Origin of the sequence: Arthrobacter sp. SRS-W-1-2016, assembly GCF_002009585.1 — a bacterium.
GTDB lineage: Bacteria > Actinomycetota > Actinomycetes > Actinomycetales > Micrococcaceae > Arthrobacter > Arthrobacter bambusae_A.
Map to the genome: position 1 here is coordinate 59,145 of NZ_MTPV01000064.1, position 21,390 is coordinate 80,534.

The 21,390-nt window shown below is 61.0% G+C and carries 16 protein-coding genes; 14 read left to right on the forward strand and 2 right to left on the reverse strand.

Features of this window, described 5'->3' with window-relative positions; all coding sequences use genetic code 11:
* The first annotated feature begins 1,105 nt into the window (after positions 1-1,105).
* The 12 genes from BMF89_RS16515 to BMF89_RS16565 all read left to right on the forward strand — a co-directional run bounded on the left by BMF89_RS16515 (position 1,106) and on the right by BMF89_RS16565 (position 14,197).
* Complete coding sequence (locus tag BMF89_RS16515) at positions 1,106-1,831, forward strand: hypothetical protein (protein ID WP_078108161.1); 726 nt, start codon at positions 1,106-1,108, stop codon at positions 1,829-1,831.
* Positions 1,831-2,949 (forward strand): NlpC/P60 family protein, encoded by a 1,119-nt coding sequence (locus tag BMF89_RS22480; protein ID WP_078108162.1) that lies wholly within the window; start codon positions 1,831-1,833, stop codon positions 2,947-2,949. The genes BMF89_RS16515 and BMF89_RS22480 overlap by 1 nt, the downstream gene beginning before the upstream one ends.
* A 405-nt stretch (positions 2,950-3,354) precedes the next feature.
* Entirely contained in the window at positions 3,355-3,651 is a 297-nt protein-coding gene (locus BMF89_RS16525; RefSeq protein ID WP_078108163.1) for a hypothetical protein, read from the forward strand.
* Positions 3,648-5,228 (forward strand): dGTP triphosphohydrolase, encoded by a 1,581-nt coding sequence (gene dgt / locus BMF89_RS16530; RefSeq protein ID WP_078108164.1) that lies wholly within the window; start codon positions 3,648-3,650, stop codon positions 5,226-5,228. Before BMF89_RS16525 ends, dgt begins: the two co-directional genes overlap by 4 nt.
* A gap of 208 nt (positions 5,229-5,436) precedes the next feature.
* Complete coding sequence (locus BMF89_RS16535; protein ID WP_078108165.1) at positions 5,437-5,724, forward strand: hypothetical protein; 288 nt, start codon at positions 5,437-5,439, stop codon at positions 5,722-5,724.
* Positions 5,725-5,736: 12 nt separating this feature from the next.
* Positions 5,737-7,134: a type IV secretion system protein gene (locus tag BMF89_RS16540; RefSeq protein WP_078108166.1), complete on the forward strand. Its 1,398-nt coding sequence runs from the start codon at positions 5,737-5,739 to the stop codon at positions 7,132-7,134.
* Entirely contained in the window at positions 7,127-8,614 is a 1,488-nt protein-coding gene (locus BMF89_RS16545) for an SCO6880 family protein (protein ID WP_078108167.1), read from the forward strand. Before BMF89_RS16540 ends, BMF89_RS16545 begins: the two co-directional genes overlap by 8 nt.
* Positions 8,611-10,071 (forward strand): ATP-binding protein, encoded by a 1,461-nt coding sequence (locus tag BMF89_RS22000; protein ID WP_216353836.1) that lies wholly within the window; start codon positions 8,611-8,613, stop codon positions 10,069-10,071. Before BMF89_RS16545 ends, BMF89_RS22000 begins: the two co-directional genes overlap by 4 nt.
* Positions 10,071-11,888 carry a TraM recognition domain-containing protein gene (locus tag BMF89_RS16550; protein WP_171983526.1) on the forward strand — a complete coding sequence of 606 codons (1,818 nt, stop codon included), beginning with the start codon at positions 10,071-10,073 and terminating at the stop codon, positions 11,886-11,888. Before BMF89_RS22000 ends, BMF89_RS16550 begins: the two co-directional genes overlap by 1 nt.
* Positions 11,875-12,384, forward strand: a complete 510-nt coding sequence (locus BMF89_RS16555) for a hypothetical protein (RefSeq protein WP_078108169.1) — start codon at positions 11,875-11,877, stop codon at positions 12,382-12,384. Before BMF89_RS16550 ends, BMF89_RS16555 begins: the two co-directional genes overlap by 14 nt.
* Positions 12,385-12,543: 159 nt before the next feature.
* Entirely contained in the window at positions 12,544-13,632 is a 1,089-nt protein-coding gene (locus BMF89_RS16560) for an ArdC-like ssDNA-binding domain-containing protein (RefSeq protein ID WP_078108170.1), read from the forward strand.
* A 55-nt stretch (positions 13,633-13,687) separates the two neighbouring features.
* Positions 13,688-14,197, forward strand: coding sequence for a single-stranded DNA-binding protein (locus BMF89_RS16565; protein ID WP_078108171.1), 510 nt, complete (start codon positions 13,688-13,690; stop codon positions 14,195-14,197).
* Positions 14,198-14,513: 316 nt separating this feature from the next.
* On the opposite strand, the gene BMF89_RS16570 is transcribed toward BMF89_RS16565, so the two are convergent.
* Both BMF89_RS16570 and BMF89_RS16575 read right to left on the reverse strand, forming a co-directional pair.
* Entirely contained in the window at positions 14,514-15,971 is a 1,458-nt protein-coding gene (locus BMF89_RS16570; RefSeq protein ID WP_078108195.1) for an MFS transporter, read from the reverse strand.
* Between the two features lie 534 nt (positions 15,972-16,505).
* Positions 16,506-18,005, reverse strand: coding sequence for an aldehyde dehydrogenase family protein (locus BMF89_RS16575; RefSeq protein ID WP_078108172.1), 1,500 nt, complete (start codon positions 18,003-18,005; stop codon positions 16,506-16,508).
* 996 nt (positions 18,006-19,001) lie between these two features.
* On the opposite strand from BMF89_RS16575, the gene BMF89_RS16580 reads away from it, so the two are divergent.
* Both BMF89_RS16580 and BMF89_RS16585 read left to right on the forward strand, forming a co-directional pair.
* Entirely contained in the window at positions 19,002-20,288 is a 1,287-nt protein-coding gene (locus tag BMF89_RS16580; RefSeq protein ID WP_216353837.1) for an MFS transporter, read from the forward strand.
* A gap of 63 nt (positions 20,289-20,351) precedes the next feature.
* A complete protein-coding gene (locus BMF89_RS16585; protein WP_078108174.1) occupies positions 20,352-21,353 on the forward strand; it encodes an aldo/keto reductase in 1,002 nt (333 codons plus the stop codon).
* Positions 21,354-21,390 lie beyond the last annotated feature (37 nt).

Sequence of the window (21,390 nt, forward strand, 5' to 3'; positions counted from 1 at the left end):
AGTCTCGCAGTCTTGACGATACTTTAACTATTCTTGACAATAGTTTGTATAGCTTTATTTCGATTGTGGGTGGCTTCGCTTGCAGACTGCTACCCGTAGGTCCCGGGGGAGCCCGCGGCAGAGTTACTGGAATCTGTTTGCCGAAGCGGTGAAGACCATGAGTGTCGATACCAGGGCGAATCAAGCCCAACAGAAACAACCACCAACAACCACTATCGATGTATCTCTGAACAGGCCTCCCGAGCCTGTGCAAATCCCCGTTGATCAGATAATGGTGGCAGTCGACGGGGTACGGCGGTATGTCGTTTCCCACCTGTCCCGGATCGGCCGGGCGTGCGACGTCGACGACGTCATGCAAGACATCCGGGTGGCCGTCTGGGACGGAGTCGCCCGCGGCCACTACCACCAGCTCCCCGGCGTTCGCTTTGAGGCATGGGTACAGGGCGTGACTGCCAATGTCTGCGCGGCGCACATTCGTCACGAGCTATCCCATCAGACGCTGCCGCTCCTCATAGAACCGGCCGACGACGGCCCGACCTCGTCGGACGGGCTCGCGGTCCTGGGGATCGACCGGAGCGGGGATAGAGGTGCCGAAGGGGTTGTCGACCAGGAGTGGGCGCGAACAATTGTCGCCCTCACCCACGCCAGCGTGCATGAGGGGATTTGGGAACGTGCCTTAGACAGCCTCAACAGTCCTCGGCGGTACGGACCGCCCTCGTCACAGGACCGACGTAGATGGCATGCGGTGACAGTGGTGCGCCAGACGGCGCGGACTGTTCAAAGGGCTCTGGAGGTTGAGCCTTCTGAGTTGCAAAGCATCGATGACGTCTGCCAGCACGCTGCTGAATGCTTGCCGACTACGGTGCTGCGCCGAGTCGCAGCAGATATTGTTCGTCGCGATGTTCATGGGCCGGAGAGAAACCGAGCCCTGCAATCCTTAGCCGCCGAGCTAGGACTTACCGAACGCTATCTGGCTGTGCAAATCGGTTTCGCTCGGCGGCTGTATCAGGCGTCGTGGAGGATTCTCCGGAATGGAATGGCGCCCGCCTGCTGAGTCATGTCGTGAGGCCGTGCTGCGCGCAATGAAAGCGATGAGGAGGCAGACATGAGGCTGTTGCCGAGGCGTATCCTGCTGGGCTCAGTGAAACGGCGGTCCTGGTGGATCGGCGTCCTGGCAATTCTGAGCGTAGCGGGGGCAATGTTCATTCTTGGGCTTCCCATGGGCGGGACCCGAAAAGAGCCCATTCCGGCTTCGACGACGGGCCCGGCAACCACTGGTCCGGCGGCGTCGTCGACCTTCTCGACAGTCGCATCGCCGACGGCAGCTTCCGCGGTGGAAACTCCACCCGCGATCAGCGCACCACGCACAACGGACTATCGGAGGCTCGCTTCCGCGGCAGCCACGGCGATTTACACCTGGGACACGCGAACGGCGTCGTACTCTGAGGTCTACTCCCGGCTCCGCGACTGGTGGGACGTTCTGCCGGACGGGTCCAACCCCCTTACGGTATTTGTGCAGGAGTTCGAAGCAACCGGCGTCAACGCGGGAACATATGCAACCTTGGCGGGGGAGCAAGCGCGCCGTTCGGCGACGGTCCAGTCCCTTGTGTGCGACGGCGAGTTGGCCAAGGTGCGCGACCACCCGGCGCCCTGGGTTGGCCTCCATGTGTGCACAGCCATTCTGAGGGTTGTGGATCAATCGAACTCGGACCGCAACGCCTACGCAGCTCCCGTGAGCGTCATGGTGAATTGTCCGCCGGCCACTACAGCCCCGATCGATCATTGTGTAGTCGTTGGCTTCTACGCGACGCCGAGCAGGATCGTCTACTGATGCCTGTTCCCGCGGTTCTGACCGGGTTGGCGAAGCGCCGAGCTATTCTGCGGGCATCGACGGCCGCGGTTATGGCACTGGCCCTGGTCTGTGCCTTGGCGTTTTGCGCTGGTGTGGCAGTGTTTGCCGCCAACTCGGCGACCACTGCTGGCACTTGCTCGCTCGGCGCGATCGCCGATGGCCAGCCGCCATCGGATGGAACCAGTGGTCTCGAGATTCAGCCACACAGCGAGGCGCCGACCACCCTAACTTCGGGACAGGTGTCGGTGGCCCGGATCTACATTGCGGTCGGAAAGCAAATGGGAGTGCCGAGGGACGGCCAAATCATCGCGATCATGATGGCCCTCCAGGAATCCGGACTGAGACTCCTGGCGAACACAAATGTTCCGGCTTCGCTGTTGATTCGGCACGACGGCGTCGGCAGTGACCACGACTCCCTTGGCACCGCCCAGCAACGTCCGGCCGCCGGCTGGGGGACCGTCGAGCAATTGATGGACCCTAATTACAACGCACGCGCCTTCTACGGCGGCCCTGGCGGTCCCAACGATGGCATCCCGCGTGGGCTACTTGATGTCCCGGCCTGGCAATCGATGGATAAGGGCAACGCTGCGCAAGCCGTTCAAGTTTCGGCCTTTCCAGAGCTGTACGCGCGGTGGGAACCGGAAGCAACGGCAGTCGTCGACGCGCTCGCAGCTGGCACTCCACCAGCTTCTTGCGACAGCGTTCCGAACGGCTCGGCGGCGCCAGGAATACCGCCAAATTTGAGCCAGACCCGGAATGACATTCTGCGCTTTGCTCAAGAAGGGCTGGGCGGGGCATACGTATGGGGTGGAACGGCGTTCAAAGCGTGGGACTGCTCGGGCTATGTTCAATGGATCTATAAGCAGGCGGGGATCAACCTCCCACGAGTAGATCAGTGGACCGTCGGGCAGCGAACGGATAATCCGCAGCCGGGGGATTTGGTGGTGCAGAATCCGCAGGGGCCCAACAACTGGGGGCACGTCGGCGTCTACGCGGGTGATGGCATGATGTACAGCGCACTCAATCCAGCTGTTGGGACGCTGTTACATCCTGTCGATTGGAACAAGGGTTCGTCCTATTTCAACGTTTTAGACTGATCCCCAGAAGGTCGAAAATGAACTGTACGATGTGTGGTCGCTAGCTTGTGGAATCGGACTTTCAATCGATTGTGTTTGAGATGGCCATGAACCTAAAGACTTGCTTCAGCGGTCGATCGACCTTTGTTTAGACCTTCCACCGATCGGCAAATTCGCAAGATGGTCGGCTACGTCTGAAGGTCATAGCGCTTATCCCGCTGGCGAGAGTAAGCTCATGAAAGACTGAGACGAAAAGAAGTCGGTTCGGATCTCGGAGATGTTGAGAGGCTGCGAAGATGTCGAGATGCTCGGATGCGCAAGGACCGTGTTGGCTGCCGGTTTCCGCGCATCTTTGTTCCGGCGAAGGTCTAGACTCGCTGATTGATCAAGGCGCGTGCCGTTCAGCAGCCACGATGGAGGCGACGAGTGTCCACGATGGAAAATGAAACGGCGTTTGAGCGCCACAAGGCCACAGAGCATGCTCTGAATAGCCAAAACAAGGCCCGGGACATGATCCTTAGCCGCGCCGAAGACGGTCAACAGATCGATGTTGAGACTGAAGAGTTGGTCGCTCGTGAGTGTGGTCTCAATGAGACCGATCTTCAGAGGGTCTTGGGAGCACTTCAGGCAGATGGACTACTCGTCTACCGGCCAACTGGCTATGTCAAGGCACCCACTCAAGATGAAGTCCAGCGTGAACTTTTAGAACTCGCTTCTCAATGATCGTGGGCCCCTCCTTTGAAGACGCCTCAGGTGGCGCCTGGGAGAGGTATGTCCCCGAGAAGGCGGAACGGATTCCAAGGTCCGCTCCTGAACGCGACGCGGATCGGATCCTATACTCGACGGCCTTTCGAAGACTTGATGGGATAACTCAGGTGGCCGCCGCTGGCGAGGTTGCCCTTTTTCACAATCGTCTTACGCACTCGCTCAAGGTCGGCCAGGTTGGACGAAAGATCGCTGCTTCGATTAATTACCAAGCGCGGCTCGACCATAAGGTTCGTCGTGCGTGTTTTCAGTATTCTGGTCTCCCCTTCAATGAAAAAGCCGAAGAAGCGATCGATCCGTGGATCTTGGAAGCTGCCGGCATGGCGCACGACCTCGGACACCCTCCATTTGGGCATATTGCAGAGGCTGTCTTGCAGAAAGTGCTCGGAAAAACCCCGAACGATCACGAGACATTAAAGGTTCCGGAGGGATTTTCGTTAAACGATAGTTTTGAAGGTAACGCCCAAAGCTTCCGCATAGTGACAAGGCTTGCGTTTGGAAGGCTCTCTCTCAATCAACAAAACAAAGCCGAGGGGCTCAACCTCACCAGAGCGACGCTTTCCGCAATTTTGAAGTATCCCTGGCTTTGCAACCAGAGACCAAACGGGGTTGACGCGCTTAAGTTGAAATGGGGAGCGTATGACTCCGAAGCTGCGATACTTTCTTGGTCGCAACAGGGAGTCTCCCATGAGCAGCGTCTGCGCCCGGATGGACTACCTGAATGGCGGTCCATCACAGCTCAGGCTATGGACTGGGCCGATGATATAACGTACGCCGTCCATGACGTCGAGGATTTCTGCCGCGCGAAACTAATTCCCGCAGAAATCCTCAGCAAATCCGACCCGAACTCTGCTCTGGTTGCCGGATTCTGGGACTACTGTGCGCATCACCTGCGCGGAAATACACTTATCGCGGAAAAGCTCGGTTTGGATAAATCGAGCACCGATCAACGTCTCCTGAAAATATTCAATGAGGTTCGGCGACGTCTGCCTGAGGCTTCTCAGGCGACCAGGAGTGAAAGGGAGTCCTTCAGGCGCTGGTCTTCGGAACGAATCGATGCGTTTACTGACCCTGGCCCGGACGGCATCTTTCTGAACTCAAAGACTGGATTCCTGGATGTCGCGCTTGAGTCTTTGGTTGAAGTGGAGATTCTTAAGAAACTGACGTGGTATTTCGTTATTAACCGCCCAGCGCTCGGCTCTGCGCAGCGAGGCCAGGCGAAAATCATCCGCGAACTCTTTGTATGGCTCTCTGAATGGTCTCAGGGCGAGTACCAAGGACCCCAGTGGGACAGTCCATCTGTCGCGAGAACGGAGTACAACCTCAACGGGCTTCCTCCTCGTCTAATCGACTACCTAGACGTCACCTATTGGCAGACGCCACCTGATGGAGGCTACAAAACGGCCAGCGAAAGAATAGCCAGGGCGGTTGTGGACTACATAGCAAGCCTCACCGAAAGACAAGCCGTTGAGTTGCACTCGCGTCTTGCCGGCGTCACCACCGCATCCATGCTCGACAGTTGGTTTCAGGTGTGAGGTTTTTCCTCAGGATGGGTATGCGCCAATTGCACAACAAAAAGGTCGACCCAATCGCGTTCCTATGACAGGGAAGTCATGGTGGAGATCCGCATCGATATCAGTCAGTCCCTATTCCGCGTCCGTCATGTCGCTCCACCCCTCTGCCTCCATGAAGTCTTGAGCCCACACAGCTCATTCCTCTGGAAGACGACGGACGGAGCACTCGATGTTGCTGGCAGCGGTAGATCCCGGGATCACACCGAATCCTAACTTCCCATTTCTTGCCTCACTGAAGGAGATCGGCGGTGGCATCCTCGTCGGTGCCTTCATTGTGATCGCTATCGTAGCGATCGTCGGAGCGGCGATGCTCCTGGCCGGCAAATTGAGCCAGTCGTCGCGGCTGGCGTCCGGCGGTGGCATGATCTTGCTCTGGACCGGTCCGGTGGCTGCGATCCTTGGTGGCATCAACGGCTATATTCTCTGGTCCCAATCGGCATTCCCGCTCGGATTCTAGGCCCGGTCCGTCATGCCGGTTCAGTGTGACCTGGATGGGTGGTGGCCGCCCGGGTGTGGCCTCGTTTCCCAGGCGAACGATGGTTTCCTCGGAGCCGTCACGGCCCTTTTTGCGAATATTCTCCAAAACATCGCGTCCTGGATCTGGTCGTTCATCACCGGGGCCTTCAGCGTCTCGAACGTTGATGACTCGCAATGGATCGCCGTGCAAGGGCTGACGAATTGGTGGGTGGTCGTCATGATGACCCCGCTCGTCGTGGCAATGATTCTTCAGCTTCTATCGGGCCTGATCAGCCAACAGCCCCGCCGGTTGGTGAGGGCGCTGGTAGGCGGTGCAGCCGCCATCCCCATGGTGGCCGGAGCAGTTTTCCTCGCTCGCCAGCTCACTCACATCGGCGACTCCGCGTCGCAAGCAATCCTCGACTCCATGGGGACGGATCCCTACGTGGTGTTCATGCGGCTCTTCGGATTCGAACGGGCACCCGCGGGATCCGGCCGGGACTGGAACGTCGTGTCATTGGCTCCCGGCTCTAGCAGCGGGGCAGCCGGGGCAGTGATCGTCACGGCGATGGCCGTCATCGTTGTCTGGATTTTGGCATTCATTCTCATGTGCTCGATGATCTTCCGATCCTTCGCGCTCATTGTACTTGCCGCAGTCGCTCCCGTTGCTCTCATGCTCATGCCGTGGGAGAAGACAAAATCCTGGGGACGACGGTGGTGCGAGATCGTCGTCGCGCTGCTCATCGCCAAGCCTCTGGCCGCAACGATTCTCGCGGTTGCCATCAAGCTCTTCGCCGAGTCGAAATCGTTCGCCGGCCTGGCCGCCGGGGTTGTCGGTATGACGCTGGCGTGCGGTGCTCCTCTGATGGCCTTACGGCTCGTCAGTTTCGCCGGCGGGGAGCTGGCTGCGGCTGCACAAACTGCCGGCGGCGGTCACATCCTTTCGCGAAGCACCAGCTTCACTGCAAGGCAGATCAGCCGACAGGCCGGTGGCCGATTCACGCTCGCTGGCCTTGCTGCCCGTTCGTCGATAACTCGCCCGATCCCGTCCAGTCGCCCCCAATTTCCGACGACCGCGTTGCCGCCCAAAGTGCCACTACCCGGCGCGCCGACTGGTACGACGACGTCGCGATCGGCTGCCCGAAATGACACCCCTTTGATGCTCGACGACGGCACATCTGCGCCCAGTCCGGCCTCGCCTCGGGCGCGCGGCACAAGTGTGTCGCTGGCGACGTCTGGGGCGCCGGCCCACGGATCTGTTCACGGCATCATTGACGATCGGCCGAGTCGTTCGGCGTCGCGTCCCTCGCCCGTTCCCGAGGCCTCTCCATCGATAGCGCCGCCGGTGCAACCATCGGTCCGCTCGCAAACGAATATCCAGCCCCCGAAAGACAGTGATTCCCGTGTCTGAAAATTCACGCACTCTCGAGGCCGTCAAGTTTCCTCGGTACGAGCGGCGCGGCTTGTTCATGGGCTTGAAGTGGTATCAGTTACTCCTCCTGGCGTGCGGTGTCCTCGTTGCGAGTGTGGCCTCGGCCGCTAACGGACCGGTCGGACTATTCGCGTCGGGACCGATGTGGCTCGGGCTAATGCTGCTCGGATTGCTACAGTACTCGCGGATTCCCTACCCGGTATGGGCGGGCCATGCTGTCCTGTTCTTCCATCGATCGTTAGTCAGTCAGACTCGTTTTCTCGTCCGGCCCGAGCGGGCTGTCCTTGCGGGCCGTCTGGCACTCCCGGGCGGACTGGGAAACCTCGAGCTGCGTCGAACGTCGCGGGGCGAGTCGTTCATCATTGACGCCCCGGGCAGGGAGGCCCTCGCGGTACTGCGGTGCAGCACGAGGTCTTTCGCGCTCTTGGACACCGACGACAAAGCCTGGGCAGTACAGGCGTGGTCCCGTGTTCAGGCGGGCATGGCCCAGCGCAGCACTGTCGCGAGAATTGCCGTTCAGGACTACACGGTTCCGTATCCGTCGAAGGCCCTGCGTGACTTCTACGACCACGCAGTGGCGCGGCTGAAGGAAGGGGACGGTGAGCTGACCTGGGGCGAGCGCTCGTATGAGGATCTGATTTCTGCAGCTGGGTCGGCCATGAGCCACGATCTGCTTTTGACTCTGGTCGTGGACACTGCCAAGGCCCGGCGCCGGATCAAGGAGTCGGGCGGGGGACTGGTCGGCGTTGAACGCGTACTCCGGTTGGAGGTGGAGGCCATGATCACCGCACTGGGAACACACAACGTCAAGGTCGAGGAGTGGCTCCGCGAGGACGGAATCCTCGGGGTTTTACGCGGCGCCTTCGACCCGTCGGCTGTCGCCATTCACCGGCAGACACCAGCCACCCAACCCATGCGCCAGAGCGATCCGGCGTCCAAACTGCCTTCGGGCCCTATGGCCGTCGAGGAGCACTGGACCTATGTGCGCACCGACTCCGGTTTTCATCAAACGTTCTGGATCGCTGAGTGGCCGCGGCAGAAGGTCTTTCCCGGCTTTCTGCATCCACTGATTTATGTGGGCGATTTCCGCCATACGGTGACTGAAGTGATCCGGGCAGTGCCCACAACCGAGGCACTGCGGGATATCCGTTCTGCCCAGGAAGCTCATGAAACCCGGCGTCGAATCAATACACGGTTCGACAGGCCTCTTACGCGTGAGCAAAAGGCAGAAGAAGAGGAAGTGGCCCAGCGAGAGGAAGAAATCGTTGCAGGCCACGGTGACGTGCGGCCCGCGGCATACATCACGATCACTGCAGCCACGCTCGAGGATCTGGCGAGACATAGGCAGGAGCTTGAGTCGGCGGCCGCGGGGACGTTCGTTGAATTGCGACTGCTGGCCGGGCAGCAGTGGGCGGCGTTCGTCGCCGGTGCCCTTCCGCTCGGTAGGGGGCTCCGATGAAGCGGACCATCCAAAATGTTCAATACCTCCCGTCGGGTGGCAACCGTCGGCAAAGGAAGGAACGACGCCAGCGCGAAGTAGCGGGGGAGAGCGGACCGTGGATGTCTGGGCTGCGGGGCTTCCGGGACACGATCGATGGTCGGCTGGACGGTCACGAACACGGTGGGGACTGGGGGAGCAGGGAACCGAATTCCTTGCGGGGCCCGCATCGGTTGCGGCCGGCACCGCACCGTGCTTCCACACTGACGTTTGCGGCGGCCTATCCGTTCATCACGGAATCGGGCCTGGGCCATGAGGGAACGTACATCGGCACGGACGTCTTCGGGTCTGGAGCTTTTTCCTACGATCCGTGGATTCTCTATGACAAGGGTGTCATCAGTGGCCCGTCGATCGTTGTCATCGGCACCGTGGGCACAGGCAAATCCATGTGCGGAAAATCCCTGGTGGCCCGGTCGATCACGCTTGGGCGGAAGGCGGCCGTGGCGTCTGACCCCAAGGGGGAATGGGTTGCCGTGGCCAAAGCTGTAGGCGGCAAAGTCATTTCCGTCGGCCCGGGCCGCTCAGCCCGGGTCAACCCCCTCGATGCCGGTCCGCGTTCCAGCGTACTGAGTGAGGCGCAGTGGCAGGCCGTGGTGCGCCAGCGCCGTCGCTATCTTTTGGTGGCGTTGGTGTCCCTTATGCGGCAGGGCATGCCCCTGCGCCCTGTGGAGCACACGGCGTTGGACATGGCGCTCATGGAAACGGTCGCCCAGAACTCGAACCCGACCCTACCCATGGTCCTGGACCACCTCTTGAACCCTTCAAAGGAAACGATCGGGCTTGTCGGAAGGGACGGGGGCACAGCTGTCAGCCACTCGCTGCGACGCACCGTGTCCGGCGATCTGGAGGGGATGTTCGATGCCCCTTCAACCGTTGCCTTTGACGCCGATGCGCCGATGATGGTGATGGACACCTCCGCGCTGATCGGCGCTTCTGAGCAGGCCCTATCACTCGCCGCAGCGTGCGGGGCGACCTGGCTCGAGGCTGCGGTCACCAATCCCGACGGCGGCAAGCGGCTGGTGGTCTACGACGAGGGGTGGCGAATGCTCGCCGATCCTTACATGCTGGCCAAAATGAGCGAGCAGTGGCGACTGGCCCGCACCTACGGGATCGCGAACCTGCTCATCATGCACAAAGTCGCCGACCTCAACGAAATCGGCGACAGCACCAGCGGACACCGTCAGAAAGCCCTTGGGCTCCTCACTGAGGCCGACACGCGGATCATTTACCGGCAAAAGCACGACGCCATGCGCCTGACCAAGGAAGCCCTCGGCCTGACTGAAGCCGAATGCGAACACGTGGAGAACCTTCCCAAGGGCGTAGGGCTCTGGAAAGTCGGAAACCGCTCCTTCATCGTTGCCAACCGCGTCACCACCGACGAGCTGGAAGTCTTCGGCACCGACGACCGGATGATCTGATGTTCACTCACCCACGAGCAGGAAACACCAGCCCCCTCATCACCGCCGGACTCGTCACACTCTCCGGCCTCGTCGGATTTTCCTTCCTGGTTCAAGGAGCCACCCGCCTCGTCGTCGCTTGGCGGTGCGGCACCACGCCGCCGTCGCCCCCAAACCCGGCTGCCGCCTTCGGACTCTTCACTGGCCGGATCGATTGGATCGTGCGCCGAACTCCCGACTGCGACGTCGGCACGGGCGATGTCTGGTGGCTAATCGCCCCGGTACTGGTCTCGGTCGCCGCGCTCGCGGTGAGTGGGATCTGGGCTTGGCGAAGATGGAAGCAATCGGGGGCTTGGCTGCGGCAAGAGATCTTGAATCGGGACGGCATCGCGCGTCGCTCCGAAATTCTGAGTGACTTCGGTGCCCGGGCTGTTCGGAGGCGGGGTAAGTTCACCCGTCCCGGGCTGAGCAACCCGACTATTCAGGACCTGTCCTGGACGCTCGGCCGCTCACGCGGCGTCACGATCCACGTCTCAACTGAAGAATCGATGGTGATTCAAGGGGCGCCGCGTTCGGGCAAGGGACTCTACGTGGTTATCAATGCCATCCTCGACGCCCCCGGCGCGGTGGTCACCACCTCCACCCGGGCCGACAATCTCGTGGTCACGATGAGAGCCCGCGCCACGGGGGACAGGCCGGTGACCGTGTTCGATCCTCAGGGAATGTCTGGACTACCTTCGTCGCTGCGCTGGTCTCCGGTCCGTGGCTGCCAGGACCCGGATATCGCCACACGCCGGGCCTTGGTCATCACCGCCGACACTGAGATGAAAGGTGAAAACGCGGCGTGGCAGAAGCGCTCCCTGATAGTCCTTCAGTGTCTTCTCCACGCGGCGGCGTTGTCCGGAGAGGGTGTGCGAGCCTTCCGCCGTTGGTCCTCAAGCCCGGTGTTGGCGCGTGAAGCACTGGAGGTACTCAGCCGCCCGGGGGCTGCACTGGGGTGGCAGGCCGACCTGATGGGAATCCTCGAAGACGACCCGAGGAACACCTCCAACTCCTGGATTGGGGTCTCGGCGGCAGTTGCACCGCTGTCATCGCCGAAAGTCTTGGCTGCGTTGGACCCCCAGGAGGAATCCGAGGAATTTGACCCGAAGACCTTCATCCGTGATCGCGGAACGCTCTATCTGATCGGCACAAGAGCGGGGGCCGCCGCGGCAGGCCCGTATCTGTCTGCGCTGATAGACGACATTGACTATGCCGCGAGGGAAATGGCCTTCGTCTCGCTGGGCGGTCGACTCGATCCGCCCTTATCTCTGATCCTCGACGAAATCGCCAATCTTGCTCCCTGGCCCGGCTTGCCCATTGCACTTTCGGACGGTGGCGGAATCGGTATCTCAACGCTCGTGGTGTTGCAGTCGCTCTCCCAGGCGCGGACCGGGTGGTCCATCGACGAAGCCGCCACGATCTGGGACTCGGCCATCATCAAGGTGATCTTCGGTGGCGGCTCTGACGAACGTGATCTCCGCTCGCTTGCCGGACTGCTGGGGGAGCGGAGCCTGACTCTGAACACACGCTCGTGGTCATCCCAAGGCCGGCAGGACGGCGAGCAGATCCGGGAGAGTCCCGTCATCGCTCTCGATGAGATCCGCCGCCTGCCGGCCGGCACGGCCCTCATGCTTGGCCGACGCACCAGACCAATCCTTTTGGATCTGCGCGAATGGCACAAACGCAAGGACGCAGCCGAACTTGGACGCTCCAAGGCAGAGACCGAACGCGCCCTCACCGAAGGGCACAAGCTGAGACAGCAAACGGCCGAAGGAACCAGCGATGGGGAACTATGACGACGTCGAACACTTTGACGTTCCCTCAGCCGGAGCGGACGACGACGAGCTGACAGCCGAGCTGTTCCGCTCGGCTTTCCGTGCTCCGAGTGGTTCGCAGGGCACGACCTATCGCTGGCGAGACATGAGCCCTCAGCAGGCCGAAAGCGTCTGGGCTGCGCTCGCAGACTGGGTGAGATGGCTGGTCGCGACCTATCAACTGACGACTTCGGTCGTGCCCGATTGCTGGTGGAAGCACTCCGAGATCGTCGCAGAGCTCTATGCCCTGCAGAGGGCAGAACAGGCGTCTTACACCGCCGACGATCCAGGCTTCGGACCGTTGGCCTTCCACGAGCGGCTCCCACACGCCGTCGAACGCCTCCGAACCCACACGCGCACGGCCGGCTGCGTCGGCCTGCAGTCGCACAAAGAACCTACCCCGCGATTCCTCACGGTGGATGGTCCAGAGTTCATCGACTGGCAGGCAGCTCATCATCAACCCGGGGTTGAGTTCTGAAGTCATGCTGTCGCCGTCCTTGTGGACATGAACAGATATCCGCGTTTGCGGATTCCAAGAGGCATGGAGGTGGCTGTCGTGGCTCCCAGAGGTGAGGGCGTATCGCGCTCGAGGGCGCACGATCCTGCGCCCGCGTTTGGCCAGCTGGGCAAGGCGCGAATGACACCTGAGGAACGCATCGCCGTCTTGACGGAAGGCCTCCACACGATTCTGGAACAAGCCGTTGAATCCCCTTCCCACTGGCAGGTACTGCTGGACGCTTCGGCCACCCTTTGGCGATACTCCGGAGGGAACGTGGCCCTGCTCATGATGCAGATGGCACAGCGCGGTACCGAAGAGCCCACACTCGTCGCAGGGTACAGGGAATGGGAACGCCACGGCCGCGCGGTACTTAAGGGTGAGCATGCCCTGTGGGTGATTGCGCCGCGCACAGCACGAATGCAGGAATTCACGCTTCCCGATGGGACACGGCAGCGGATACACGTCGGAGAGAAGATTCCCCGTGGCGCCGTCGACGACGGAAAGAAGACGGTTATCACCGGTTGGCGCGGACAGGCAGTCTTTGATGTCTCGCAAACCCAAGGAACTCCGCTGCTGGTACCGCGGGACGGCACCGGGCCTGGCGTCGACGCCTTACAGCTTTTCGAATCGTTGGCAGAGGTCGCTCACCGGCATGGCTTCGAAGTCCACGTCGACTCCGCCCAATATGGCCTCACCAGCGGCTACACGGATTTCGCCAAGCACCGCGTCCAAGTGGGAGCGTGGCTAAGCGCTGAGGAGCGCACCGCGGTACTCGCCCACGAGCTCGGGCATGTTTTGCTGCACGGCCCGGACGACGCCGTCGGGCGCCTTTACGGCAGAAGTGCAGATCACCGCGGGCTCGCCGAAGTCGAGGCCGAATCTGTTGCCTACACGGTTCTGCGGGCCCATGGGATCGACCGCGGACCACAATCGGCCTCTTACCTTGCCGGATGGGCCGACGCCGTCATCGAGACGGAAAGTGGTGTTTTGGCGGAAGGTGCGGACCGCAAACTTCCAGCCTCCCGCGTCGATATTGCGAAGTCCGTGCTCGGACGAGTCACAGCAGCATCGAAGGGGATCCTCGAAGTCACTCATCCACCTGGCTTCGGGGGCAAGGTACCCGCCGTCGAAGCCGATCCTCGGCTCAACCAGGCGGTGTCTTACATCGGCCTGGCGCAGCCCGCGGCGTCCGTAGACGGACCCACAATCGCGGGCCCAGGAGTCTGACTCAAACTATCTGTCCGGTGGGAGAGTCCCGCTGGGACCGGAAAGGAAAAGAACAATGAGCACCAAAATCCCGATCAGCATCGCCGGCAACCTCGTCGCCAACCCCGAGCTCACCTACGGCGAGTCCGGCGTGGCCCACGCCAAGCTGCGCGTCGCCGTGAACCAGCGAATCCAAGGAGCCGACGGGACCTGGCAAGACGGCGAACCCGTCTTCCACAATGTCTCGGCCTTCCGCGCGCTCGCAGAGAACGCAGCAAACTCACTGAAGAAGGGCGATCCGGTGACTGTGGCGGGCGAGCTCGAATTCCGTTCGTATGAGAAGGACGGCGAGAAACGAGAAGCCCGTCGCATCGTTGCCGACACGATTGGACCGGATCTGCGTTTCGGTACCGCCGTCTATCAGCGATCGGCGCACACGGCAGTTGCTGGGCCGGATGGTGGCGTCAACGTTGGTCCTGAGGCGTCGGCTGCGGAGGCAGCCTCGCCTGTGTACAACATTGCGACGAAGAGCCCGGTGGTGGTGCCCCCTTTCGGGGCGGCGGCGGGGAATGAGATGAGCTACTAGGCTGCCATGCGGCTTTCCGTCCCGGACGAGATCCGATGTGCCCCATGTTGGCGCATCGGATCCTTTTGTCTCGATCCTCGTCGCAGAATTGCACGGCCACCCGTCATCCTTTCGACGGCGGCCAAGTCTGAGGCGCTGAGCCAGCGGACAGCGGACGCTGGCATCAGGGCCTCCCTAAGGGCCCCGGCCTTCACACGGGACACTCTCGGTAGGTGCGCGTTTGCAATCGGTGATGGATGGCAACAGCACAGATCTGCTCGCGCACGCCGGTCAACGACACCGTTACACGAAGGAATAATTGACAGACGCCGCGTGCTTATCGCTTCGCATTTGGATGGATGAAAGCCGCCGTGAGGGTTGCGCAGCCCACTAGTCCGGCCGCGATAAGAAGGCTTACCTGCATGCCTCCGAGGAAGGCGGACCTGTTGGCAACAAGAGATCCGAATACCGCGATCCCGACGGCCCCGCCCACCTGCCGGAACGTGTTAAAGATGGCACTTGCGGTTCCGGCCCGTTCGGCCGCCACAGAATCTAGGACGACGGAGGTCACCGCCGGCATGGCGATCGATCCTCCAACCCCGATGGGCGCAATAAGTAGGGCAGTAAGGAACGGTGACCCTATCGGAGCTGTGGCGGCGAACACGACTAGCCCGACGATCATCGAGAGCAGCCCCGTGACTGCAGGGAGACGGGCGCCGAACCTCGTGGTGATTGGCCCGCTAGCAAGATTGCCCACGACGCTGAGCACCGCCGACGGCAGGAACGCGAGCCCCGCAGCCAAGGGGGAGAGCCCGAGGTGCTGCTGGAGGAAAAGGGTGCTGAGGAATATGGTCCCGTACCAGCCGGCCATGAAGGCGAAACCGACCACGACTGCGATCCGCATCCCCCTCGGCCGGAAGAGCGACAGGGGCATCATTGGGTTCTTCGCACGGGCCTGACGCCAGATGAAGGAGCCGATCCCCGCCACCGCGAGCACCAGCGTGACGATCGCGACCGGGGAGATGAAGCCGTTCTCGCCACCGTCGATGAGCCAGTACGTGAGCGCGCCTAGGCCCAGGAGGGCCGTGATCTGGCCGGGCACGTCGAACGCCGCGGAGCCAGGCCCTGAGGGGGCCACGCGCCCGAGGAGGACGATCATGATGGCGGCGACCGGAATGTTGATACCGAACACGAGCCGCCAATCGATGGTGCTGAGGAACCCGCCCAGCGGGGGCCCGACTGCAACGGCGACGCCACCCCCCATGGCCCAGACGCCGAGGGCGCGGGCCCGGTGGTATGGGTTGGTGTAGGCCTCGCGGATCAAGGCCATCGAGGCCGGGAGCATGATGGCCGCGAACGCCCCTTGGACGAACCGGGCAGCAATGAACATGGCCAGGGTAGGAGCGAGCGCGCAGCCGATGGAGGCCAGTGTGAAGAGGACAACACCGGCCCCGAAAGCCCGCTTCGCGCCAATTCGCTCAGAGAGATTCCCGGCGAACATAAGGAGGGAAGCGAACATGAGGGTGTAGCCATCGATCGTCCACTGCTGCCCCGCTGTTCCGCCGCCGAGCTCCCGTCCGATCCCCGGCAGGGCGAGGTTGACAATGATGACGTCCAGTGTGATCAGGAAGAAGCCCATCAGCGAGACGGTTAGCGCGACACGTGGCCGTGCCGTGCCGCTCAGGACCGGGACGGCCGCCGTTTCAGTCTTGTAGCGTGCCGCATCTCCACCCGGCGGTGGCTGCTGCCGCGTCGGCGGCCTCTCCGCCTCAACCGCGCCGGGATTAGGACGCATGGGTTCCATCGAGTTCCTTCCTCCGAGACTCTGCAGCTCGTTGCCGGCTTCTCCTGGCCCTTGAGGTGCGTCGTTGCCGATGCCCAGTTGACGTTGCTGCAGTGATGATGCCGTTGGCTAGGCCTAGGCGGTACGCAATACCGAACAATGTTCGTAAAAATGAATCCCGCCGCTCCCCGATTTCCTAGGCGGAGCCAGCTGGCTGAGGCACGGCATCCAAAAGAGGCCCGCGGGTCAGCTAGGAAGTGGAAGTACTCGAATAACCATTTCGTTCAGCCCGAGAGTTAGGGCTGATTCACGGCGCTGGTTCTCCATCAGGCGTTCTGGATATGGTCTATGCCGCTTGCTTGAGGGCGGCATCGCGTCCTCGACGTCGCGCCGCACTTGCTCGTTCCAGGCAGCGCCCACACTGCAAAACACTGTCTTCTAGGCACTAAGAAAGCGCGCCGCTGCGCCGTAGATGCCCGGAGTGAACGCATGGGGCGGTCCGAGCGAGGAGTCATTTCTTCTGCACGTCAGTCCGCCCCCCAACTATCACAGTTGCATGTAGACACTCTTCGTATAGAGGTAAGTGTCCATATGGGCAGCAGTGCCCTTAGCGCCATACCCACTCATCTTCGTGCCATTGAATCCGACCATTGGATCGACATAGCCGTAACAGTTCACCCACATAGTGCCTGTGTGAACGCCGTGGACCACGCGAAGCGCAGTGGACAGATTCTGCGACCAGACCGCCCCTCCAAGGCCGTATTCGTTATCATTAGCGATAGCGATGGCCTCATCTATGTCGTCGAACGGCATAATCGACAGGACCGGACCGAAGATCTCTTCACGAGCGATTCGCATATCGTTCGTCACGCCGCCGAAGACACTTGGCTGCATAAAGTAGCCGTTTTCGAGTTCATCCCCGAGCCGCTGGCCGCCGCAGAGCAGTTCGGCGCCTTCAGCCCGGCCAACATCTATGTAAGACAGCACATTGTCCAACTGGTTTTGGGAGATAACCGGGCCCAGCGTCGCGGTGTCATCCAGGCTGTTTCCGACCCGCAGGGTTTTTATGAAGGCCAGCAAACGCTCGGTGAACTCATCGACAATGGGCCGCTGAACCAGCACGCGAGTGCCGGCGAAACAGATCTGGCCGGAGTTGGCGAAAACACCCATCGCAGCCCCCGGGACGGCTTTGTCCAGGTCGGCGTCGGAGCACACGATGTCTGCCGACTTACCGCCCAGTTCCAGTTGAAGCTTTTTGATGTTCACGGTGGAGGCTTGGATGATGCTGCGGCCAGTCTGAGTCGATCCAGTGAAAGCGATGCGGTCGACGTCGGGGTGGGCCGCGAGGGCATTCCCGGCATCCTTGCCAGAGCCGGTGACCACGTTGATGACGCCCGCCGGCACTCCGGCTTCGAGCAGGATCTCGGCCACTCGCAGTACCGACAGTGAAGCCTCGGAAGCCGGCTTGAGGACTGCTGTGCACCCGCTGGCCAGTACAGCCCCGATGATCCAGAATTGGCTGACAAGTGGACCGTTCCAAGGAATGATTCCGCCGATAACCCCGACCGGGGCCTTCAACGTCATCGTGGTGACTGATCCAGGGATGCCATTCATCAGGGTCTCCCCCGAGATGTTTGTTGCTTGCGAGGCGAAGAAGGACAGCATCTTCATCAAGGCGGCCTTGGAGTTGCGCAATCTTGTCACCGGTGCGCCCATGTCCACGGCCTCAATCTGGGCCAGTTCATCGAATTTTGCGTCCAGGACTTGGCCGACGCGTGTCAGTAGCGCCTGGCGCTCGTAAGGAGACCAAGCGCTCCAAGGACCTTTGAACGCCCTGCGTGCAGCGAGAACCGCGCGATCGACGTCGGCTTGACCGCCGGAGGCTAGTCGCGCCAGTACATCGCCCGTCGATGGGTTGACGGTCGTCATTGTCTTCCCGGAGGCGGCTGGAACGCTCTGACCATCGATTATGAGATGGTGAACTTCACGGGACAAAAAACCCTGCGCCTGCTCGCGCAGTGCGAGGTCCTGCTGGGACGCGGTCATTGTTTCCTTTCAGGTGGCGTGTGACATTTCGTCAGTAGAAATGGAGATGTCATCGCCTTTGAGTGCAGTTATCGAACGGTCGAAGAAAAGGAGATCTCGACCGGCAGCTTGAGCCTGAGCGTGATATTTCGATCGTTCCGCACCACCGATGCAATTCAATCGACATTTCTTGCTTGTCCTTTACTACCTTTGGCAACGGAAGTACCGAGCAGGAATACGCAGCCCCCTGCTTTTGGCCCCGTGGTCTGAGTGCCGCGGTAGCGCCGCCAGACCTATCCCGGAGACTTCAAAGATATCCCATACTGTAGGACTTCGTCAATCACTAGCGGCGAGTCCATTGAACCCCTCGCGGTGACTCCAATAGTGTTCCGGTTCACTGACCTCTGCCTGCATCGTTCTCCGCGAGCAACGGCGGGGCTGCTCGGTTTATGTCGAACAATCCGGCAGGGTCTTCAATCCGCCGGCGCAAGATCAGCCGCGAATGGAGGTTCTGCACATCCTTGACAGGAGCGGGCGACTCGACGACTATGGTGCAACCGGGTGCGTGAGACGCACCCATGACGATAGGGGCGGTTTACCGGCGCGACCGCTCATCGCACAGTGGCGGGCTACCCCCGAGCCTCGGTGCGCAGCTGCTGTAAACATTGCATCGACGAGACGCTAACGTACATCAGTACGGATTTATGAACGACTTATATCGTGTTTAACACCCCTAATTTACTTATCGCTGTTCTTGGGGATCCGAAGATCATGTCGCGGCCCCAAGGTATATAGAACGAAACCCCTCCATTTGCCATCCGCCCAAATCAACAGGATCAGCGCGCACCCAGAAACGACAACAACGCGGAGTCGCGCTTCTTGTCGCCAATGGGTGCAACGCATCGACTAGTCAAAGGAATTGCAATGACGCAAACACCATCGGGAAAAATGAACCTCCCACCTACTCCTGCCCCAGCCACTGTTGCAGTTCCGCCCGCAAAAATGCGGCGCATCGGGATGGCTAGTTTCGTCGGCACCTTGGTCGAGTTCTACGACTTCAGCATCTATGGAACCGCCGCAGCGCTGGTGTTCCCCAAGGTCTTCTTCCCGGCCCTGGGACCGTCCGCCGCCATTGTCGCATCGTTCGCGGTCTTCGGGGTCGCCTTCGTCGCTCGACCCTTCGGGAGCATCCTCTTCGGCCACTTCGGGGACCGGCTCGGCCGGAAGAGGACGCTCATCGCGACAATGATGATTATGGGGCTGGCAACCGTGCTCGTCGGCGTGATGCCGACAACCGATCAGATCGGGGCGGCGGCCCCGATCCTCATCGTGCTACTGCGTATCATGCAAGGACTCGCCGCGGGCGGCGAGTGGGCAGGCGCGGTGCTCTTCACCGCGGAGAATGCGCCGAAGGCGAAGCGGGGGGTCTGGTCCATGCTCCCGTCGCTGGGGAGCGCGACGGCGACTACAGTGGCCAACGCAACGTTCTTCATCACCAGCCTGACCATGAGCACGGAAACCTTCGTGACCTGGGGTTGGCGCGTCCCCTTCATCGCAAGCCTTGTCCTCGTCGCAGTGGGAATGTGGGTGCGGCTGAGTGTCGATGAGACCGCCGTATTCAAGAAGCAACTCTCGCGCTCAAGCGCTTCCCGTGTGCCGTTGGTCGAGGCGTTCAAGCGTCAGCCGCGCTCGATTCTGCTCGCCACGGGCACCGCCATCATCCTCTTTCCTTTCAGTTACATCGGCGGGGCTTACCTCGCGAGCTACGGCACAGGGACCCTCAAGCTTGATACCACCTTCGTCCTCGGGGTAGGCATGCTCGGGGGCGTCGCTCTCTTTCTGGGAATCGCGCTCACTGGCGCGCTATCGGACCGGTTCGGGCGTCGACGGATGATCATGATCGCTATGGCGTGCGCCATTGTGTGGTCACTCGTGCTGTTCCCCATTGTGGATAGCAAATCGCTTTTGGCATTCGGTGCCGCCGTCGTGTTGTCCTGGTTTATCTCCGGGGTGGTAAATGGCCCGATCGGTGCGTTCCTGTCCGAGCTGTTTCCCACACGCTACCGCTATACCGCGACCGGCTTCTGCTATGCGATGGGTAGTGTCATCGGCGGGGCAATCCCGCCTCTGGTTGCAGCCGCCGTCATTCCGGCTTCGGGGGGATTTACCTTTGGCCTGATGTTGGCCGGCCTGTGTGTAGTCAGCTTGGTGTGCATTTCGCGACTTGCTGAGACCAAGAACTACGACTTGGACCGCGACGGTAACCTCGGTCGGTCTGAGGTCGCCTCCGTGGCGGTCAACTGATGTAGCGGCCCCGGAGATCGAAAGCAAGTCGTCTTAGCAGCTAATTCAGAACGGAATGTCTTCATGGAATACGCACACCTCGGTCGCGCAGGGTTGGTTGTCAGTCGCTTGGCGCTCGGTACTCTCGGCTTCGGTCCTGAGATAGACCAGGCCAACGCGCATGCGCTGATGGATCGAGCCCACGAACACGGCATCAATCTAATCGACACATCAAATGTCTACGGGCACAAGCACGGCGGCGACTGGGCTGAAGAAGTCATTGGTCGCTGGTTCGCAAAAGGCGGCGGCCGGCGCGATAAGACCGTGCTAGCAACAAAGGTGTTCGAACCGCAGAGCGACTGGCCCAATGACGGAAGGTTGTCGGCGCTTCACATTCGTAAGGCGTGCGACGCCTCCTTGGCACGCCTGCAGACCGACCACATCGATATTTACCAGATGCACCACATTGACAGAAACACGCCGTGGGACGAAATCTGGGAGGCAATGGAGGTTCTGCGAAATCAAGGAAAAATTCTCTACGTTGGATCGTCGAACTTTGCCGGCTGGCATATTGCGCAGGCCCAAGCCGCCGCAAAGGAGCGCCACTTCCTCGGCTTGGTGAGTGAGCAATCCATATACAACCTGATGACACGCGACATTGAGCGTGAATTATTGCCTGCAGCCCGAGAATGCGGGGTAGGCATTCTGGCCTGGTCGCCACTTAATCGCGGGATGCTGGGTGGCATGATTGAGCGCGAGCGGAATGGCACCCTTCCTGCAAATTTCAACGGAACAAGCGTTACCGGCCCAACCCGCGGCAATATCGCATTGCTGAATGAGTACCGGAGCAGGCTCGAGAGGTACGAGGATTTGTGCGCCAACATCGGGGCTAAGCCGGCGCAGGTCGCTGTCGCGTGGCTACTCTCGCGCCCGGGGATCACCTCCTCAATCGTTGGTCCAGTGAACCAAGACCAGCTCGACGACACTGTGGGCTCTCTAGATCTAGAGCTCGAGGAGAAAATACTCAGTGAACTCGATGACATTTTCCCCGGATACCTCCCCGCCCCCGAGGACTACGCCTGGTGACGTGAGAAGTATTCACGTTGACCGCCCAAAAGCAGCA

What these genes read in the sequence shown, in the direction of transcription:
- BMF89_RS16515 (WP_078108161.1), top strand. Translation starts at nt 1,106, where the DNA reads ATGAGGCTGTTGCCGAGGCGTATCCTGCTGGGCTCAGTGAAACGGCGG.
- BMF89_RS22480 (WP_078108162.1), top strand. Translation starts at nt 1,831, where the DNA reads ATGCCTGTTCCCGCGGTTCTGACCGGGTTGGCGAAGCGCCGAGCTATT.
- dgt (WP_078108164.1), top strand. Translation starts at nt 3,648, where the DNA reads ATGATCGTGGGCCCCTCCTTTGAAGACGCCTCAGGTGGCGCCTGGGAG.
- BMF89_RS16535 (WP_078108165.1), top strand. Translation starts at nt 5,437, where the DNA reads ATGTTGCTGGCAGCGGTAGATCCCGGGATCACACCGAATCCTAACTTC.
- BMF89_RS16540 (WP_078108166.1), top strand. Translation starts at nt 5,737, where the DNA reads ATGCCGGTTCAGTGTGACCTGGATGGGTGGTGGCCGCCCGGGTGTGGC.
- BMF89_RS22000 (WP_216353836.1), top strand. Translation starts at nt 8,611, where the DNA reads ATGAAGCGGACCATCCAAAATGTTCAATACCTCCCGTCGGGTGGCAAC.
- BMF89_RS16550 (WP_171983526.1), top strand. Translation starts at nt 10,071, where the DNA reads ATGTTCACTCACCCACGAGCAGGAAACACCAGCCCCCTCATCACCGCC.
- BMF89_RS16555 (WP_078108169.1), top strand. Translation starts at nt 11,875, where the DNA reads ATGGGGAACTATGACGACGTCGAACACTTTGACGTTCCCTCAGCCGGA.
- BMF89_RS16560 (WP_078108170.1), top strand. Translation starts at nt 12,544, where the DNA reads ATGACACCTGAGGAACGCATCGCCGTCTTGACGGAAGGCCTCCACACG.
- BMF89_RS16565 (WP_078108171.1), top strand. Translation starts at nt 13,688, where the DNA reads ATGAGCACCAAAATCCCGATCAGCATCGCCGGCAACCTCGTCGCCAAC.
- BMF89_RS16570 (WP_078108195.1), bottom strand. Translation starts at nt 15,971, where the DNA reads ATGCGTCCTAATCCCGGCGCGGTTGAGGCGGAGAGGCCGCCGACGCGG.
- BMF89_RS16575 (WP_078108172.1), bottom strand. Translation starts at nt 18,005, where the DNA reads ATGACCGCGTCCCAGCAGGACCTCGCACTGCGCGAGCAGGCGCAGGGT.
- BMF89_RS16580 (WP_216353837.1), top strand. Translation starts at nt 19,002, where the DNA reads ATGGCTAGTTTCGTCGGCACCTTGGTCGAGTTCTACGACTTCAGCATC.
- BMF89_RS16585 (WP_078108174.1), top strand. Translation starts at nt 20,352, where the DNA reads ATGGAATACGCACACCTCGGTCGCGCAGGGTTGGTTGTCAGTCGCTTG.